Raw genomic sequence first — 17958 nt, 5'->3', positions numbered from 1 at the left:
TGCGGTCGTCCAGAACCGGGTCAAGGACACCCCTGGTTGAGTCACAGGGCGGCGGATGCGATCAGGCACGAGTCCCGACGCCATCCCGGAGATCTCGACCCGCGACACTCAGCCGTAGGTGTCTCGCGGACCTCGGCCGGAAACGTGCCTCGGCCCATAGCGCCAACTGGGCGCCGTCGGGCCTTGGACTTTGAGTTTCTTGACCACTCCCTTGCCGACTCCCGCGGCTATCTGGCCGAGGAGTTGGCGTTGGAGCAGGCGGAGCTGAGTCGCCCACGCCGTGGATTCGGCCGCGACCGTGAGTTCGCCGTCCTTGAGGGAGACCGGCTTGGCGTGCTCGGCGACTTCGGCACCCACCAGGGCGGCCCATTTCCCGAAGACCTGGCCACCCGCCAGGTGCTCGTTCCAGCCGCGGTCGACCGCGAGCCGGGAGGCGAGCCTGCCCAGCGGCTGCGGGTCTCGGTCGTCCGCACCAGGCCCGGACCAGCGACGACGGCGCCGGGATCCGGTGGATGTTCCACGTGGAACATTGCGGCCGCGCTGACCCGCGCGCTTGGAGTCGGCGGCCTTGCGGGCGGCGTCGAGCGCGGCCCGGGCAAGATCCGATCCACGAAGCGGGGCGTTCTCACCCTCCGTAGCACCTGTGGATGAATTGTTTTCGCGACCACCCTGAAGTGTGAATTCATCCCCGGATCTGGCGGGCTTTACTACGCCGGACGGACGCTTAGTCACGGTGTTATCCACACTATCCACAGGTTTATCCCCAGATGTGGTGCCACGCACCTTGCTTGGGGTAACCGATCGTGGAGGGTCGTTAGGCCGAATGGTGCCGCCGAAGAGATCGTCAGACACGTCGTACCTCCCCGTCCGCCACGGAATACCGCGCCCCGGCCAGCTCGCTGGGCACATCCTCCTCCACCGCGGCGGTCACGAGGACCTGTTCGGCCCCCACCGCCACTTCGGCGAGTCGCTGCCTGCGGCGGCGGTCCAGCTCGGCGAACACGTCGTCGAGCACCAGGACCGGCTCACTGCCCTCGGACCGGAGCAGCTCGTAGGACCCCAGCCGCAAGGCCAGCGCGAACGACCACGACTCGCCGTGGCTCGCGTACCCCTTGGCAGGCGCCTCGCCGAGGATGAGGTCCAGCTCGTCGCGGTGCGGACCGACCAGACTGACCCCGCGGTCCAGCTCCGCCTCACGCCGGACGACCAGCTCCGCGAGCAGCGCGTCGGCGACCACCTCGATGTCCGCCCGCTCACCGTCGGGCGTGCCGTAGCCCTCGGGGAGGCTGTTCGCGATTCCCGCGCGGTACGCGATCTGCGCGGGCCGCGACTCGGGAGCCACCCCGGCGTACGCGGCCGAGACCAGCGGCCCGATATCGGCGACCAGGTCGAGCCGCGCGGCGAGCAGCTGCGCGCCGTGCGTGGCGAGGTGCCCGTCCCAGACGTCGAGCGTGGACAACGCGTCGGGGTCGGCCCGGCGCGCGCGCCTGCTCGTCGCCGCGCTCTTGAGCAGCGCGTTCCGCTGGCGCAGCACCTTGTCGTAGTCCGCGCGGACACCGGCGTACCGCGGCGCGCGCAGTACTAAGAGGTCGTCGAGAAATCGGCGGCGCTCGCCGGGGTCGCCGCGCACCAGCGAAAGATCCTCGGGCGCGAACAACACCGTGCGCAGGATGCCCAGCACGTCCCGGGTCCGCGGGACCGGCCCGCGGTTGACCCGGGCACGGTTCGCCTTGCCGGGCGTGACCTCGAGTTCCACCGTCAACTCGCGGCCGTCGTTGACCACGGCCGTGCGGATGATCGCTCGCTGCGCACCGTGCCGGACCAGCGGCGCGTCGGACGCGACCCGGTGCGAGGACAGGGTCGCCACGTAGCCGATCGCCTCGACCAAGTTCGTCTTGCCCTGGCCGTTCGCGCCGACCAACACCGCTGGTCCCGGCTCCAGTTCCAGGTCGGCGAGCTCCCAGGAGCGGAAGTCGACGACCTGTAAGTGCCGGACGTGCACTACTTCACTTCGCCTGCCCCGGACGTCGGTCCGGCCTTGTGCACCGCGTGCCCGCCAAACTGGTTCCGCAGCGCCGAGACCGCCTTCATCGCGGGCGAGTCGGTCTGCCGAGACGCGAACCGGGCGAACAGCGCGGCGGAGATCACCGGCGCGGGAACCGCGTGGTTGATCGCCTCCTCGACGGTCCACCGGCCCTCGCCGGAGTCCTCGACGTAGCCGGTCAGCTCGGCCAGGCCCGGGTCTTCATCCAGGGCCTTGACCAGCAGGTCCAGCAGCCAGGACCGCACGACCGTGCCGCGGGTCCACGCCTTGAGCACCGCGGGCACGTCGGTGACGGCTTCCGCGGCGGTCAGCAGCTCGTAGCCCTCGGCGTAGGCCTGCATCAGGCCGTACTCGATGCCGTTGTGGACCATCTTCGCGAAGTGGCCCGCGCCGACAGCGCCGGCGTGCGCGAAGCCTTCCTCACGCGGACCTTCCGGACGCAGGCTGTCGAAGATCGGCATCGCCCGCTCGACATCGGCCTCGGCACCGCCGACCATCAGGCCGTAGCCGTTGTCCTTGCCCCAGACGCCGCCGGACACACCGCAGTCGAGGTAGCCGATCCCGTTCTTGGCGAGCAGGTCGGCGTTGACCGTGTCGTCGGTGAAGCGCGAGTTGCCGCCGTCGATCACCAGGTCGCCGTCGCTGAGCAGTTCACCCAGTTCGGTGACCGTCTGCCGGGTCGGCTCGCCCGCCGGGACCATGACCCACACGACCCGCGGCGCGTCGAGCTTCGCCGCGAGGTCGGCGAGCGAGTCGGTGTCGCTGACGTCGGGGTTGCGGTCGTACCCGACGACGTCGTGGCCCGCTACGCGAAGCCGCTCGCGCATGTTGAAGCCCATCTTGCCCAGGCCGACCAGTCCGAGCTGCATGTGTGGAATCTCCTCAGTCGCGGGTCAGCCCGGGAGGCGGACCGGCATCAGCAGGTAGAGGTAGCCCGGGATGACCTCGCCGTCCTCGCCGACCGGCTTGATCAGCGCGGGGCGGTTGGGCGTGGTGAACGACAGCTCGGCGCGGTCGCAGTGCAGCGCGGCCAGACCGTCCTGCAGGTAACCCGGGTTGAACGCGATCGTCACCGGGTCGCCGGTGAACTCCACGGGCAGCTCTTCCTCTGCGCTGCCCTCGTCGTCGCCACCGGCGGACAGGCGCAGGCCGCCATCGGAGAACTCGAGCCGCACCTGCGTCCCGCGCTCGGCGACGAGCGACACGCGCTTGATCGCCTCGACGAGCGGGGCGACGGCGATGATCGCCGCGGACGTCTGCTCGGACGGCAGCAGCTGGCGGTACCGCGGGAACTCGGCGTCGAGCAGCCGGGTCGTCGCGCGCCTGCCGGAACCGGACAGACCGAGCAGACCGTCACCGGGCGAGAGGGCGAGTTCGACCGTGCGGCCCGAACTGCCGAGCGCCTTGGCCGCCTCGGCCAGGGTGCGGGCGGGCACGAGCACCGCGGCGTCCTCGACGTCGCCGGACGGCTTCCACTCGAACTCGCGCATCGCGAGCCGGAAGCGGTCGGTCGCCACGAGGGTGAGCTTGTCGCCGGCGATCTCGACCCGGACGCCGGTCAGCATCGGGAGGGTGTCGTCCTTGCCCGCCGCGACCGCGACCTGGCTGACCGCCTGGCCGAAGACCTCACCCGCGAGTTCACCCGCGTGCTGTGGCATCGCGGGCAATTGTGGGTAGTCCTCCACCGGCATGGTCGGCAGGCTGAACTTCGCGTTGCCGCACGCGATGGCGACCCGCGAGCCGTCGACCGAGATCTCGACGGGCTGGGCGGGGAGGGATTTGGTGATGTCGGCGAGCAGCCTGCCGGACACGAGAGTCCGTCCACCGTCAGCGACCGTCGCGGGGATGCCGACCGTGGCCGACACCTCGTAGTCGAAACCGGAGACGGTGAGTCCTTCGGAGCCGTCGGCTGACCCGGCATCGAGAAGAACCCCGCCAAGGACGGGAACGGGAGGCCGGGACGGGAGGCTGCGCGCGACCCAGGCGACGGCGTCGGCCAGGCCGTCGCGCTCGACGCGGATCTTCATGGGAGTCCTTTCCAGGCCCGACCGGTCCCCCTCACCGATCCTGCGAGGCGGGTCCGTCGAGCTGTCCACGCTGTAGGGCCCAACCGTAGAGCGTGATCCGCGTCCGCGTCATCCGGGGCGGTGTGGCGGCGGGAGGCCGTGGAGCGAGCTGTCCCCAGATTTCGCCGCCCCCTGTTTCTAGCTTTTTCTTTTCCTCTAGGGAGAACAAAGACAGCAGTAGTAATAGGTGCTGTGGATTGTGTGGACAACCCCCGTTGACGCAGGTCCAGTGCCGTGCCGGCCTGTGGGCAAGCCTGGGGTTGGACCGGTGGACAGATCGGGCCATCGGTGGATGGTTTCGGGGGTCCCCAGTTTCGTCCACAGGGGGGCCAAGTTGTCCACAGATCGCTCCCCAGATGTTGGTCGAGTTGTGCCCAGGCAGGCGTTCCGCCGCCCACAGGGTTGTCCACAGGTAAATCCCCCGTATCGGTGACGCAGACCACGTCATTTTCGAGGCTCGCGAGGTTTCTGGGGGTGGGGAAGGACGCTCCACCGCCCCAGAAAAGATGCGAACGGGCGGACTTGGCGGTCTGAACGGGTGGCGACGCCTGTGCCGAGCGACTCGGCCGGCGGGGGTGATGGGGTCGCGGGCGGGCGGATCGGGCGAAGTTTTCTGGGGGTGTGGGCGGGCGTCCACGGCGGCAATAAAGATGTGGATGAGCGCGCACGGGGAGGGTGGAAGTACCGGGGGCGCCGCGGCTCGCTCCGCGGGGTCGGGGGCTGCCGACCTCTGGGCGCATGTCCACCTCCTAACTTGAGTGCCGCTCCGACCGCCGACCACGACCCGGCTGCCACCGCTCAGGGCAGTGGTCGGCCATCACGATTTCGGCCACCGCGCTCCGTCGATCCGCTGCTTCAGCCCGCTCCGCTTTCGCGGCCGCCGACCGGATCGAGGGACCACGCGGCCGAGTCGCCGGCACTGCCGCGCGCGTCCGGAGCAAGTCGCGGTCGACTTCAGCGGGTGTCGGCTCGACGGTCACGTGCCGACGAGCCCACAAACGCGTGCGTTGACCACCAACTCGCGCTCGGACCGAGCCCGGCCGGGCTCCCGATCACGCGGCGGCGGCCAGTCCATCGCCGCGCTCGTTGAAGATCGCTCGCTGAAGATCCGCGCCGAACTTCGTTCGCTGAACCCGATCACCGAACCCGATCACCGAGTTCCGGCAGCCGAGTTCAGCAGCCGAACTCGCTCACTGAACCCGTTCGCTGAAGATCGCTCGCTGCCCATCCGCGCGGAACCTCGTTTGCCGAACCTCGTTCGCGGAACCCCGTTCGCCGGACCCGTTCGCCGGACCCGATCGCCGAACCCGATCGCCAAGTTCGGCAGCTGCGTCCCGCTTGCTGAGTCCCGCTTGGCGAGCGCTGAGCCCGCGGCCGAAACTCGCTCGCCAAGGTCGACGGTCGAGTTCGCTCGCTGAGCCGGACTGCCGAGCCCCGATCGCTGGTCCTTGATCGCCGAATCCGTTCGCCGATGGTCGGCGTCGGACCCGTCGCCGGAATCCGTTGCCGAACTGCGCTGGGCCCGCCGGGTTCCGTTGCCGGATTTCGGCGTGCCAAACGCTTCGGTGTGGATCCCGGGCAGCCAAAGATCGAGCTTCTCCAGCCGGACGTGCCGAGGTCAGGCGTGCTCGAATCCCGTTTCCCGATCGCTCGGGCATACGAAACTCAGGCGTGCTGGTTGCTCGTTTGTGCCGGCTGGTCGCGCGAAGTTGCCGGGCGTGCGCCGTGTGGTCGTGGTCTGGGCAAAGCACTTAAGCCCTTCGCGATCGCTGATCGTCGAAGGGCCGGGTGTTGCCAGCCTTGTTGTTTAGGTGCGTTCTATCGCCTCGACCGCCCATCTCCGGTGAACAGGGACAGGTATCGGTGCCCGCCTGCGAGGCGGGGGCGGCCGTCAGCCACGCCGCGGGGGTGCAGGCGGGCGTTCAGCGGCGTCAGGCGCGAGCGCGCTGTTTGATGCGGGAGGTCAATTCCTGGACCTGGTCATAGATGCGCCGCCGCTCGGCCATCTCCTTGCGGATCTTCTTGTCCGCGTGCATGACCGTCGTGTGGTCGCGGCCGCCGAAGGTCTGGCCGATCTTCGGCAGCGACAGGTCCGTGAGCTCCCGGCACAGGTACATGGAGATCTGGCGGGCTTGCGCAAGCGCTTTCGTCTTGCCGGGGCCGCAGAGGTCGTCGATGGAGACGCCGAAGTACTCCGCGGTCACAGCCATGATCGTGGGCGCGGTGATCTCCGGGGCCTGTGAGTCCGGGATCAGGTCGCGCAGGACGATCTCGGCCAAGGTGACGTCGACCGGTTGGCGGTTGAGCGAGGCGAACGCCGTCACCCGGATGAGGGCGCCTTCAAGTTCGCGGATGTTCGCCTCGACCCTGGCGGCGATGAACTCCAGGACCTCGGCGGGTGCGGCTAACCGGTCCTGGGCGGCTTTCTTCCGCAGGATGGCGATGCGGGTCTCGAGCTCGGGGGGCTGGATGTCGGTGATCAGGCCCCACTCGAACCTGGTCCGCAGCCGGTCCTCCAGCGTCTCCAGACGCTTCGGCGGGCGGTCGGACGACACCACGATCTGCTTGTTCGCGTTATGCAGGGTGTTGAAGGTGTGGAAGAACTCTTCCTGAGTACCTTCCTTGCCCTCGAGGAACTGGATGTCGTCGACCAGCAGCACGTCGATGTCGCGGTAGCGGCGCTGGAACGCCACCTTCCGGTCGTCGCGCAGCGAGTTGATGAAGTCGTTGGTGAATTCCTCGGTCGAGACGTAGCGCACCCGCATGCCCGGGAACAGGCGTTGGGCGTAGTGGCCGACCGCGTGGAGCAGGTGGGTCTTGCCCAGGCCGGACTCGCCCCAGATGAAGAGCGGGTTGTACGCGCGCGCGGGCGCCTCGGCCACCGCGACCGAGGCGGCGTGCGCGAAGCGGTTGGACGCGCCGATGACGAAGGTGTCGAACGTGTACTTCTCGTTCAAGCGCGTCTTCGACGTCTGCGGCTGCGCCGGGGCGGTGAAGGGCTGGCCGCTGGTCGTGGGCTGGCCGGTGAAGGTCGGCCAGATCTCGTGGACCGTGGCGAGCGCGTCGCCTTCCTCGTCGACCTCTTCGCCGTCGTCCTCGGCTTCGCCCGCGTACTGCGAGGCGGGCGGCGCTTCGACGGCAACGGCCATCGGGGCGTCCTGGCCGTCGACGCTCTGTTCAAGTGTGGGGTTGTGCTGCACGGGCGGGGCGGGCTTCGGCGGCGCCAGCGCGACATCGACCTTGACGGCCAGCGACACGGCACGGCCAAGCCTGCGGGACAGGGCCTCGGTGATCGGCTCGCGCAGGGCGCGTTCGATGGCTTCCTTGGCGAAGTCGCTGGGCGCCGACAGCAGAGCGGTCCCGTCGAGAAGTCCGATCGGCCGGGTCATGCGCATCCAGGCGCGCTGCGACGGGGACAGTGTTCCCGCGGACAGCTCTCGAACTACTTGTTCCCAGACCACAGCCAGATTCAGCTGATTGTCGGACATCGGTGCCGCTCCCCTCCCCTCGTCGGCTTGTGGTCCAAGGCTGGTCCCGTCCGCGGGTGCCGTCAAACGTGCATCCACAGGGTTGTCCACAACTGTGCACGAAGGTACGGCGAACCGCAGAGGAAACCCCCGGTGGGGGGTTCACGGTACTCAGTGGCTCGGCGACGACGGCTCAGCAGGGCTCCCATTCCCCGTCCGTCCAGCCAAGGGAACGCACGCTAACAAGGCGGGCCCGATGCCACAAGACGAGGTCGTAGGCAACAATGTGGACGACCTCGGCGTGTCGCCGAGCGGTCGCCCCGCGTCGACGACAGGCCCCGGGTTTGGCCCGGCCCAACCCAATGCGTACCCTCATAAGGTCTCCCGCTTGCGGCGGGCGAGTTCTGCGTGCCCGTCACTGGTTGTCGCGCGAGTTCGTCCAGCCGTGCCCGGCAGGGGGCGCGAGACAAGAACTCAGCCGGAACCACCTGGCCAGCAAGTATCGGGAGAACGAGCCGTGAGCAAGCGCACCTTCCAGCCGAACAACCGTCGTCGGGCCAAGACCCACGGCTTCCGTCTGCGTATGCGGACCCGCGCGGGCCGCGCGATCATCGCGTCCCGTCGTCGGCAGGGCCGCAAAGAGCTGTCGGCCTGATTCCAGGCCGCCGTGCTCCCCGCGGCCGCTCGGCTGACCAGCAGCGCGGACTTCCAACGGGTGACCCGGAAAGGTCGCCGTGCTGGACGTCCCCGCCTTGTGGTGCATGCCGTGACGGAGCGGATGCAAGCGACTACCGAAGCCGACCCTTGTGCGGAGCGGAACACCGTGCCGCCGAGGGTCGGTTTTGTCGTGAGCAAGGCCGTCGGCAACGCGGTGGTCCGCCACCGGGTCGCACGCAGGCTTCGGCACCTCGCGGGGGCCCGGCTCGGAACTCTCCCGCCTGGTACCGCGTTGGTTGTTAGGGCTCTTCCCCCGGCAGCGGGCGCGACGAGCGCCGAACTCGGCCAGGACTTCGACGCCGCGATCCGCAAACTGCGACTGGTCGCGGATGACAGTGGTGGTGACCGGTGAAACAGGCTACGGCGGTGCGCGACGACGTCGCGACCGATCGGCCGGGCCCGGTCGCGCGCGTGTTGCTGGTTCCCGTGCACGTCTACCGGCGGTGGATCTCGCCGGTGCTTCCGCCCGCATGCCGCTTCTATCCGAGCTGCAGCGCGTACGCCGTCGAGGCGCTGACCGTCCACGGTGCGGTGCGCGGCTCGTGGCTCGCGTTACGCAGACTGTTGCGGTGTGGTCCGTGGCACCCAGGCGGCCTCGATCCGGTGCCGCCCCGAAAGCCGAAGAACGAGTCCGGGTCCCCTAGCCCGGCCGAACCGAATGTTGCCGAGGAGTAGTCCGTGCTCGATTTCATCTACTACCCGGTGTCCTTCATCCTCTGGTGTTGGCACTGGGTCTTCGGCCACGTGTTCGGCGAGGCGAGCGCCGTCTCCTGGGCGCTGGGCATCGTGTTCCTGGTCTTCACGCTGCGGGCGATCATGTACAAGCCCACGGTCAAGCAAGTGCGCTCCATGCGGAAGATGCAGGAGTTCGCGCCCGAGATCAAGAAGCTGCAGACGAAGTACAAGAACGACAAGCCGAAGATGCAGCAGGAGATGCAGAAGCTGCAGCAGCAGCACGGCGTCAACCCGCTCGGCGGCTGTCTGCCGATGCTGCTGCAGATCCCCGTCTTCCTCGGCCTGTTCCACGTGCTCCGCTCGTTCGGCAACAGCCCCACGGAGAACTACTTCTTCGACGAGCGCGGCGTCAGCTCCTACCTCGCCGCCGACCTCTTCGGTGCGCGCCTGGGCAACTGGATCACTGAGCCCGCCGCCGAGCTGGCGAAGTTCGATGTGTCCCGTGGCGCTGTCATCGCCGTCGCCGTTCCGCTGATGATCGCGGCGAGCATCCTCACGCACCTCACCGCGCGGCACTCGGTGGCCCGGCAGAACCCGGAGTCGGCCACCCCGCAGACCGCGATGATGAACAAGCTGACGCTGTACATGTTCCCGCTGGGCGTGCTCGTCGGTGGCTTCTTCTTCCCGATCGGTCTGCTCATGTACTGGCTGAGCAACAACGGCTGGACGCTGGCGCAGCAGCACTTCGTGTACCGCAAGATCGACGCGGAGGAAGAGGAGAAGAAGGCCGCGGTCATCGAGAAGCGCAACGCGCTCGCTCCCAAGCCCGGCCAGAAGCCCGCGGCCAAGAAGCGCCCCGCTGCCCCGACCGCGTCGACTGCCTCGACCGATTCCGCCGCTCCGAAGCCTGCCGCTTCGACCGAGAAGCCTGCTGACGCGGTCAAGCCGCCCGCCGACAACGGCACCGAGATTCCCGGTCTGATCTCAGACCGATCCCGTAGCAAGAAGTCAGGTCGCAAGAACCGCTGAGGCGTTGCTGGACCTGGAGAGGAGAAACCGTGCCGGAGACGGTGCAGGAGTCCGAGAAGACCGTTGTCGAGGTTGAGGGCGGGGAGGCCCCGGCCGAGGGGACGACCGAGACCAGCGGGCGTGGGTCGACAGAGGAGCTGTTGGTCCAGGAAGGCGACATCGCCGGGGACTACCTGGAGCGGCTGCTCGACATCCTCGACTACGACGGCGACATCGACCTCGATGTCGAGGCCAGCCGCGCGGTCGTGAGCATCGACGGCGGTGAGGACCTGGAGAAGCTGGTGGGCCCCCGCGGCACGGTGCTCGAGTCGCTACAGGAACTGACGCGGCTGGCGGTGCAGCAGGAGACCGGCACCCGCAGCAGGCTGATGCTCGACGTCGCGGGATGGCGGTCCGACCGCCGCGAGGAACTCCGTGACCTCGGCCGTGCCACGGCACAGAAGGTGCTGGAAAGCGGCGAGCGGGTTCGGCTGCAGCCGATGACCCCGTTCGAACGCAAGGTCGTCCACGACGCGGTGGCGTCGGTCAAGGGCGTGCACAGCGAGAGCGAGGGCGAGGATCCCCGCCGGCGTGTGGTGGTCTTCCCGCAGTAGTTCGTTTGGCAGTTCGTTTGGCTTGAAAGGCGCGGCCCGTCGATGACGGGCCGCGCCTTTGTGTTTCACGTGAAACATCGCGGTGTGCGGTGCTGGCGGCGTCGGGCGGGGTGCCGCTGGGGATCGGCTAGATGCCGCCGATGGGCGCGCATCTGTGGAGGCCTTGCTGAACGCCGGCAGCTGCCGCGAGTCGAGGTGCGAAGCTTGGGGCCACGAGCGCCCTCCGCCGCGTCGAGAACGCGGAGCGGTTCGTGAGCCGAGGGTGGGAGTCGGCCGGGTGCCGGGTTCTCGGCTGGAGGATGGAGCGCGGGACTGACCCGGAATGTGAGCTGAGTGTCGGAGGACTCGGCCTCGGGGTACAGACGGTGAGTGCGGATGTCGGAAGCTGACAGCGCACCGTGTGCGAGCTACGGCAAGTGGGAGCACCGTCGGCAAGCAGCACACGGAGCACGGGCGAGCCGCGGGAGCGCTGCCCAAGTTTGCCGATGGGTCGGTAGCCGCAGCGAACCTTCGACGCGCGCTGGATGCGGACGTGTCGTGGCTTGAGGCGGAGCGGCGAGCGGTTGAAAGGGTGGACCGCCTGCCAGGGGTCCGTGGGGCTGTCGCCGAACCGGGCGGGAAAGGGCGCTGGGTGCACCCCAGGCGGCGGGGTGTGCGATTGGGCGAGATCAGGTCGATTGGGCCCCAGTGAAACCTTCGCGGAAGTCGTGCGGCGGCGGACCGGTGCGGACCACGAGGGGATGGGCTGGTCCGGTTGGGCCGCGCTGGCTGGGCCGGGTTGGGCTGGGCCGGGTTGGGCCGGGCCGGGCCGGGTTGGGCTGGGCTGGGTTGGGCTGGGCTGGGTTGGGCTGGGCTGGGTTGGGCTGGGTTGGGTTGGGCTGGGTTGGGCTGGGTTGGGTTGGGCTGGGTTGGGTTGGGCTGGGCTGGGCTGGGCTGGGCTGGGTTGGGCTGGGCTGGGTTGGGCTGGGCTGGGTTGGGCTGGGTTGGGCTGGGCTGGGTCGGGCCGGGTCGGGTCGGGCCGGGTCGGGCATTGCGGGACGAGCGGGGATCTGCAAGCTGGGATCGGGGTTGGCGGAACCCGGGTACCGCGTTGCTGCGTGGGGCGGAATAGGCGTCGCTGGCTGGTTGGCTTGACTGTCGGGTGGGTCGGCGGGGTCGGCCAGAGGGATCCACCGGTAGGTCCGGCATAGCGGGATCGGGCCGGTGGGCCGCGGCGACGGGAACAACCGGCGGATCTTCGTGGCGAGACGGCAGTTGGGCTGGGCCGCAACTTGGGCGGCCGCATTTGGGCCGCAGGGACCGCGTGGCCAGGCTCGGCGGATGGACTTGAGTGGCAAGGCGCGGCCGGCGGTCGGAGCGACGCGACTGCGGCGAGGTTGCCCAAGATCGCGCGTGAAGGGACCCGGGCAGCCGGGGCTGGTTCGTGGCCAACCTGGACCGCTCCCCCGGCGAATCTCGATGTTTCACGTGAAACGTGCGGAGCGCCTGCGGAGGCGTCCGGGGGCATCAGCGACAATCTGGGGGCACGGTTTCACGTGAAACATCGGGATGGGACTTATTCGGTATGACCAACGTTGACCGGACCGTCGCGGCTAGTGCTGCCGCTGTGTTCGGAGATCGGCTGGAGCTCGCGGAGCGGTTCGTCGGGTTGCTGACCGAGCACGGGGTGGAGCGCGGTCTTATCGGGCCTCGAGAGGTCGAGCGGCTGTGGGATCGGCACATCCTCAACTCCGCGGTGGTCGGTGAGCAGATGCCGAACGAGGCCCGGGTGGTCGACGTCGGGTCCGGTGCCGGGCTTCCCGGCATCCCTCTCGCCATCGCTCGGCCGGATCTTCAGATAGTTCTTGTAGAACCAATGGCAAGACGGGTGGCGTGGCTGGACGAGGTCGTGGAGACTCTCGGACTGACGTCAGTCATCGTGCTCCGCGGCCGGGCCGAGGAATCGAGCATCAAGGACGACGTCGCCGGTGCCGATGTGGTCACCGCCCGGGCTGTCGCCCCGCTTGCCAAGTTGTGTGGGTGGTGTCTCCCGTTGCTTCGAGTCGGTGGTCGGCTGGTGGCGCTCAAGGGCACCAGCGCGGTCGAGGAGATCGAACGGGACCGGCAGGCCGTGGCCAGACTGGGTGGCGCCGATCCGCGGGTCGAGACCTGCGGGGCCGATGTCCTCGACGTCCCGACGACCGTGGTGGTCGTCGATCGGGTGGCGACGACGCGCAGGCGGACAAGGAAGGATCAGGGTGCATACCGTGCCTGAGAACGGAGCGAGGATGTTCCACGTGAAACAACGGCTTTCGAGGGGGAAGAACCAGTGACTCAGCCGTCGCCCGCATCCGTCGCAGGCTGGACGCCCATAGCTGAAGAGGCCGCCAGGGCCACCCGGATGAAGCACCCGGAGGCACCATTCCCCCGGCCCACCCACCGTCGAGTGATGACCGTGGCGAACCAGAAGGGCGGGGTCGGCAAGACGACCAGCACCGTCAACCTGGCCGCCGCGCTGGCCATGCACGGGTTGCGTGTCCTGGTCATCGACCTCGACCCGCAGGGCAACGCCAGCACCGCGCTCGGTGTCGACCACCGGTCCGGGACGCCTTCGGTCTACGAGGTGCTTCTCGGTGAAGTCACCCTCGCCGACGCCGCGCAGACCAGCGACCAGTCCGATCTCCTCTTCTGCGTGCCCGCCACGATCGACCTGGCGGGCGCCGAGATCGAGTTGGTGTCCATGGCGGGCCGCGAGTCCCGGCTGAAGGAGGCGCTCTCGGACGAGGCGCTGGACCAGCTCAACCCGGACTACGTCTTCATCGACTGCCCGCCGTCGCTCGGTCTGCTGACCGTCAACGCGATGGTCGCCGCCCAGGAAGTCCTGATCCCCATCCAGTGCGAGTACTACGCACTCGAGGGACTCAGCCAGCTGCTGCGCAACATCGAGCTCGTGCAGAGCCACCTGAACCGGGCGCTGACCGTCTCGACGATCCTGCTGACGATGTATGACGGCCGCACCAAGCTCGCCGACCAGGTGACCTCCGAGGTCCGCCACCACTTCGGTGACACGGTCCTCAAGACCGTCATCCCGCGCAGCGTGAAGGTCTCCGAAGCCCCCGGCTACGGCCAGACCGTGCTCGCCTACGACCCAGGTTCCCGCGGCGCCATGTCGTACCTGGACGCCGCACGTGAAGTCGCCTTCCGAGGAGCAGGGGTAGAGCAATGACCGGACCAGCCGGACGCAAGGGCGGCCTCGGCCGCGGCCTGGCCGCACTCATCCCCCAAGGCCCGCCGCCGCCCCCGATCGACGTGTCGACGCCGCGGGTGCCGGTGCGGGTGGACGGGCTGAACAACAACCACCAGGCGCCCAGCCACACCGGCGCCGTGGCGGGCGCGGTCTACCGGGAGATCGACACGGCGTCGATCGTGGCGAACCCGAAGCAGCCGCGGCAGGTGTTCGACGAGGACGCGCTCGCCGAGTTGGAGCACTCGATCCGCGAGTTCGGGCTGATGCAGCCGATCGTGGTTCGCGAGCTGGGTGACGACAAGTTCGAGCTCGTCATGGGCGAGCGCAGGCTGCGCGCGTCGCAGCGGGCCGGGCTCAAGCGCATCCCCGCGATCGTCCGGCAGACGGCCGACGACGCCATGCTGCGCGACGCGCTGCTGGAGAACATCCACCGGGTTCAGCTCAACCCGCTCGAAGAGGCGGCGGCCTACCAGCAGCTGCTCGAAGAGTTCGAGGTGACGCACGAGGACCTGGCGGCCCGCATCGGGCGCAGCAGGCCGGTCATCACCAACACGATCCGACTGCTCAAACTCCCCCTCCCCGTTCAGCGCCGAGTGGCCGCGGGCGTGCTGTCCGCCGGACACGCGCGCGCTCTGCTCGGGCTTGAGGAGCCGGGCGAGCAGGAAGAGCTGGCGACCCGCATCGTCGCCGAGGGGCTGTCGGTCCGCGCGACCGAGGAAGCGGTTACGCTCGCGAAGAGCGCGCCCGCCGCCAAGCCGAAGGCCGCGCCGCGCAAGCCGATGGTCGCCCCCGGTCTCCAGGACGTTGCCGAGCGGCTGTCGGACAAGTTCGACACCCGGGTCCGAGTCGAACTCGGGAAGCGAAAAGGCCGGATCGTCGTCGAATTCGGGTCGGTTGACGACCTTGAGCGCATCGTCGGCATGATGGCCGAAAATGGGACAATTCAGACATAGAAATCCCGCAAGGGATCACACCGGGTACTTACGTCACGGTGACGATGGCGCTCAGTGGCTTAAATCTGACTCACCGTGAGCGGGCGATGGCCCGGTCGATCAGCCCGGCATAGATCGCGCCGAGCGACCGACCGGCCGCCTCGACCGCCATCGGCACCAGCGAGGTCTCGGTCAGTCCCGGCGAGAGGTTCACTTCGAGGAAGTGGACCGCGCCGGACGAATCGATGACGGCGTCGGTCCGCGAGATGTCGCGGAGGCCGAGGAGCTTGTGCGCGGTCACCGCGAGTTCGGCGACAGCGTCGGCGGCCTTCGGGTCGAGCCGAGCCGGGGTGTGGAAGGTCGTGAGCCCGGCGGTGTAGCGAGCGGTGTAGTCGTAGACGCCGCTCTCCGGGACGATCTCGACGGCGGGCAGCGCCTCGGGACCATCCGGCCCGTCGATCACCGTGACCGCGACCTCGACCCCGTCGACGAACTTCTCGGCGAGCACCGCGTCGCTGTAGGCGAGGCAGCCGACCATCGCGGTCGGCAGGTTCGCCGCGTCGCGCACGACCTGAGCGCCGAGCGCCGAGCCGCCCTTGTCCGGCTTCAGCATCAGCGGCAGACCCAGCCGCTGCACCATCGACTCCAGCACCGGCGCCGCGCCCAGTTCGCGGAACGTGCTGTGCGGCAGCACGACCCAGTCCGGGGTCAGCACGCCCGCGCGCGCCAGCTCCGCCTTCGCGGTCGGCTTGTCCCACGACCGCCTGCACGCGTCCGGATCGGTGCCCACGTACGGGATCGACAGCAGATCCAAGATCGTCTGGATCGAGCCGTTCTCCCCCTCGCCGCCGTGCAGCGCGACGACGACCGCGTCGGGCCGGTGCTCGCGCATCCGGTGCAGCAGGTTCGCGTCCGCGTCCCACTCCTCCACTGTGACGCCGACCGTCCGCAGCGCCGCGGAGATCCGCCTGCCGGACCGCAGCGACACATCACGCTCGTGGGACAGGCCTCCGGCGAGTACGGCCACGAAGCGATCGGTCACTGCGAACTCCTTGACTATCGGTTGGTCACGCGGTGTCGGGCGTGGGCGTCTGCGGTCCCGAGAGCGAACGGCTCGTCGACGGACCAAAGGTGTTGAGCAGTTCGATCTCCTCGGTGAGCACACCGGCGAGCCTGCGCACGCCCTCGGAGATCCGCTCGGGCGGCGGGTAGCAGAACGACAGCCGCATCTGCCTGCTGCCGAATCCGTCGGCGTAAAAGCCGGTTCCGGGCACATAGGCGACTCGGGCGGTGACGGCGCGCGGCTGCATCGCTTTGGTGTCAACGCCTTCCGGCACGGTCATCCAGACGAAGAACCCACCGTCGGGCCGGGTCCACGTGCAGCCCGCGGGCATGTGCTGCTCCAGCCCGGACAGCAGCGCGTCGCGGCGTTCGCGGTACATCGACTGGAAGGACTTGATCTGGCCCTTCCAGTCGTGCGTGGCGAGGTAGCGCGAGACGATCAGCTGGTTGAGCGTCGGCGGGCACAGCGACGCGGATTCGGCCGCCAGCACCAGCTTCTCGCGGACGGCGTGCGGCGCCAGCGCCCAGCCGACGCGCAGCCCGGAGGCGAAGGTCTTGGAGAACGAGCCGAGGTAGATCACGTTGTCGGCGTCCATCGACCGCAGCGCCGGGTAGATCTGGCCGTCGAAGCCGAGCAGGCCGTACGGGTTGTCCTCGATGACGAGCACGTCGTGGCGCGCGCAGATGTCGAGCACCTCGGCCCGCCGCGAGACCGCCATCGTCACGCCGGCGGGGTTCTGGAAGTTCGGGATCGTGTAGAGGAACTTGACCCGGCGGCCTGCTTGGGCAGCGGCGCCCAGCGCGGCTCGCAGCGCTTCGGGGACCAGGCCGTGCTCGTCCATGGCGACATGCCGGACGTCGGCCTGGTAGGACGCGAACGTGCCCAGGGCGCCCACGTACGACGGCCCCTCGGCCAGGACGATGTCGCCCGGGTCGCAGAAGATGCGGGTCACCAGGTCCAGGGCCATCTGCGAGCCGACGGTGACGACCAGGTCGTCGGGGTGGCCGGTGACGCCCTCCAGGGCCATCACCTCGCAGATCTGCTCACGCAGCTGCGGGACGCCGTGCGCCGAGCCGTACTGCAGCGCGGTGAGACCGTCGTCGGTGATGATCGACGCGACCTGCTCGGACAGGAAGTCCAGCGGAAGCGCGGCCAGGTTCGGCATGCCGCCCGCGAGCGAGACGACCTCCGGACGGCTGGCCACCGCGAACAGCGCACGCACCTCGGATGCCGTCATCCCCGTAGCTCGCGCGGCGTAGCGCTGCAGGTGCGGGTCGAGGCTGCGCGCGCCGAGTCTTTCCGGCGGCTGTCCAGGCGTCATCGGGCGCTCCGTCGGTGCAGGTCGATCAATCGAGTGTAACCGGACAGGTGACTTAGCCCTGATTATCGCTTCAACGGTTCCCGCGCAGGGCACATGGTCCTATTCTGGGTTGGGTATCACGCCGTCCTCCTGCGGACGGTGAGTCCGCGAGGCATTGCATGTGTGCGGGAGGTTGGGTGTCGCGACGCGTTGTAGGCGTCACGTTGGACAACCTGGAGCACCTTCCGAAGCACTGTCGCGGATGCGTGTACTGGGAACTAGCGCCGCATCTCAAAGAGCAGGCTGAGGAGTTCGGCACCTGCGAACTCGAAAAGGAAGCCTGGGTTTCGAGCGTCCTTTTGGAGTGGGGTTCCTGCGGGCGCGTCGTCTACAGCGACAAGCTGCCCGTCGGGTTCGTCCTCTACGCGCCGCCGAACGCCGTCCCGCGGGCTTCCGCCTTCCCGACGTCGCCGGTGAGCGCCGATTCGGTCGTGCTGACCGGCTTCCACGTCGTGCCGGAGTTCCGCGGTGGCGGACTTGGCCGGATGCTGGTCCAGGCCGTCGCGAAAGACCTGACCAGGCGCGGTGTGAAGGCGATCGAGGCCTTCGGCGACGCCCAGCCCGACGAGGAGCGTTCCTGCGTCGTGCCCGCCGACTTCCTGACGAGCGTCGGCTTCAAGACCGTGCGCCCGCACCCCCGGTGGCCCCGCCTGCGCCTTGAACTGCGCTCGGCCATCACCTGGAAGGAAGACGTCGAGGCGGCGCTCGAGCGGCTGCTGGGGACGGTCTCCGTCAGCACCGCCAGCCCGGTTCTCCAGCGGTAGGTCCTGTCCGCGCAGGACAGGA

The 17958-nt window shown here is 68.9% G+C and carries 16 protein-coding genes; 9 read left to right on the top strand and 7 right to left on the bottom strand.

Going from position 1 to position 17958, the window contains the following annotated elements:
* Nucleotides 1-108: 108 nt before the first annotated feature.
* The 5 genes from C8E96_RS08110 to dnaA all read right to left on the bottom strand — a co-directional run bounded on the left by C8E96_RS08110 (nt 109) and on the right by dnaA (nt 7598).
* A complete protein-coding gene (locus C8E96_RS08110; protein ID WP_091383710.1) occupies nt 109-732 on the bottom strand; it encodes a DciA family protein in 624 nt (207 codons plus the stop codon).
* 112 nt (nt 733-844) lie between these two features.
* On the bottom strand, nt 845-2002 hold the full coding sequence (gene recF / locus C8E96_RS08105) for a DNA replication/repair protein RecF (protein ID WP_091383711.1): 1158 nt from the start codon (nt 2000-2002) through the stop codon (nt 845-847).
* Nucleotides 2002-2922, bottom strand: coding sequence for a phosphogluconate dehydrogenase (NAD(+)-dependent, decarboxylating) (gnd, locus tag C8E96_RS08100; RefSeq protein ID WP_267463849.1), 921 nt, complete (start codon nt 2920-2922; stop codon nt 2002-2004). Before gnd ends, recF begins: the two co-directional genes overlap by 1 nt.
* A 15-nt stretch (nt 2923-2937) precedes the next feature.
* Nucleotides 2938-4071 (bottom strand): DNA polymerase III subunit beta, encoded by a 1134-nt coding sequence (gene dnaN / locus C8E96_RS08095; protein WP_091383713.1) that lies wholly within the window; start codon nt 4069-4071, stop codon nt 2938-2940.
* Nucleotides 4072-6041: 1970 nt separating this feature from the next.
* Complete coding sequence (dnaA, locus tag C8E96_RS08090; protein WP_091383714.1) at nt 6042-7598, bottom strand: chromosomal replication initiator protein DnaA; 1557 nt, start codon at nt 7596-7598, stop codon at nt 6042-6044.
* A gap of 496 nt (nt 7599-8094) precedes the next feature.
* On the opposite strand from dnaA, the gene rpmH reads away from it, so the two are divergent.
* From rpmH to C8E96_RS08045, 8 genes are all read left to right on the top strand, one after another.
* Nucleotides 8095-8232: a 50S ribosomal protein L34 gene (rpmH, locus tag C8E96_RS08085; protein ID WP_091383715.1), complete on the top strand. Its 138-nt coding sequence runs from the start codon at nt 8095-8097 to the stop codon at nt 8230-8232.
* A gap of 12 nt (nt 8233-8244) precedes the next feature.
* Nucleotides 8245-8646, top strand: a complete 402-nt coding sequence (rnpA, locus tag C8E96_RS08080; RefSeq protein WP_091383716.1) for a ribonuclease P protein component — start codon at nt 8245-8247, stop codon at nt 8644-8646.
* On the top strand, nt 8643-8969 hold the full coding sequence (gene yidD, locus C8E96_RS08075) for a membrane protein insertion efficiency factor YidD (RefSeq protein WP_228770331.1): 327 nt from the start codon (nt 8643-8645) through the stop codon (nt 8967-8969). Before rnpA ends, yidD begins: the two co-directional genes overlap by 4 nt.
* Before the next feature lie 3 nt (nt 8970-8972).
* Complete coding sequence (gene yidC, locus C8E96_RS08070; protein ID WP_091383718.1) at nt 8973-9998, top strand: membrane protein insertase YidC; 1026 nt, start codon at nt 8973-8975, stop codon at nt 9996-9998.
* Nucleotides 9999-10027: 29 nt separating this feature from the next.
* Nucleotides 10028-10591 (top strand): Jag family protein, encoded by a 564-nt coding sequence (locus C8E96_RS08065; RefSeq protein WP_176926856.1) that lies wholly within the window; start codon nt 10028-10030, stop codon nt 10589-10591.
* 1564 nt (nt 10592-12155) lie between these two features.
* Nucleotides 12156-12845, top strand: coding sequence for a 16S rRNA (guanine(527)-N(7))-methyltransferase RsmG (gene rsmG, locus C8E96_RS08055; RefSeq protein WP_091376919.1), 690 nt, complete (start codon nt 12156-12158; stop codon nt 12843-12845).
* A gap of 126 nt (nt 12846-12971) precedes the next feature.
* On the top strand, nt 12972-13796 hold the full coding sequence (locus tag C8E96_RS08050; protein WP_176926780.1) for a ParA family protein: 825 nt from the start codon (nt 12972-12974) through the stop codon (nt 13794-13796).
* The gene (locus C8E96_RS08045; protein ID WP_091376912.1) at nt 13793-14770 is read left to right on the top strand and encodes a ParB/RepB/Spo0J family partition protein; all 978 of its coding nucleotides are present in this window, start codon (nt 13793-13795) and stop codon (nt 14768-14770) included. The genes C8E96_RS08050 and C8E96_RS08045 overlap by 4 nt, the downstream gene beginning before the upstream one ends.
* Before the next feature lie 70 nt (nt 14771-14840).
* Here the strand turns inward: C8E96_RS08045 and C8E96_RS08040 are convergent, their stop codons facing one another.
* Both C8E96_RS08040 and C8E96_RS08035 read right to left on the bottom strand, forming a co-directional pair.
* On the bottom strand, nt 14841-15791 hold the full coding sequence (locus tag C8E96_RS08040; RefSeq protein ID WP_091376909.1) for a D-alanine--D-alanine ligase family protein: 951 nt from the start codon (nt 15789-15791) through the stop codon (nt 14841-14843).
* Between the two features lie 25 nt (nt 15792-15816).
* Entirely contained in the window at nt 15817-17133 is a 1317-nt protein-coding gene (locus C8E96_RS08035; protein WP_091376905.1) for an aminotransferase-like domain-containing protein, read from the bottom strand.
* 176 nt (nt 17134-17309) lie between these two features.
* Here C8E96_RS08035 and C8E96_RS08030 point away from each other — a divergent pair, with 176 nt between their 5' ends.
* The gene (locus C8E96_RS08030) at nt 17310-17936 is read left to right on the top strand and encodes a GNAT family N-acetyltransferase (RefSeq protein WP_091376902.1); all 627 of its coding nucleotides are present in this window, start codon (nt 17310-17312) and stop codon (nt 17934-17936) included.
* Nucleotides 17937-17958 lie beyond the last annotated feature (22 nt).

Origin of the sequence: Actinokineospora alba (assembly GCF_004362515.1) — a bacterium.
Classification (GTDB): domain Bacteria; phylum Actinomycetota; class Actinomycetes; order Mycobacteriales; family Pseudonocardiaceae; genus Actinokineospora; species Actinokineospora alba.
This window is presented reverse-complemented; position numbering and strand designations above follow the sequence as displayed.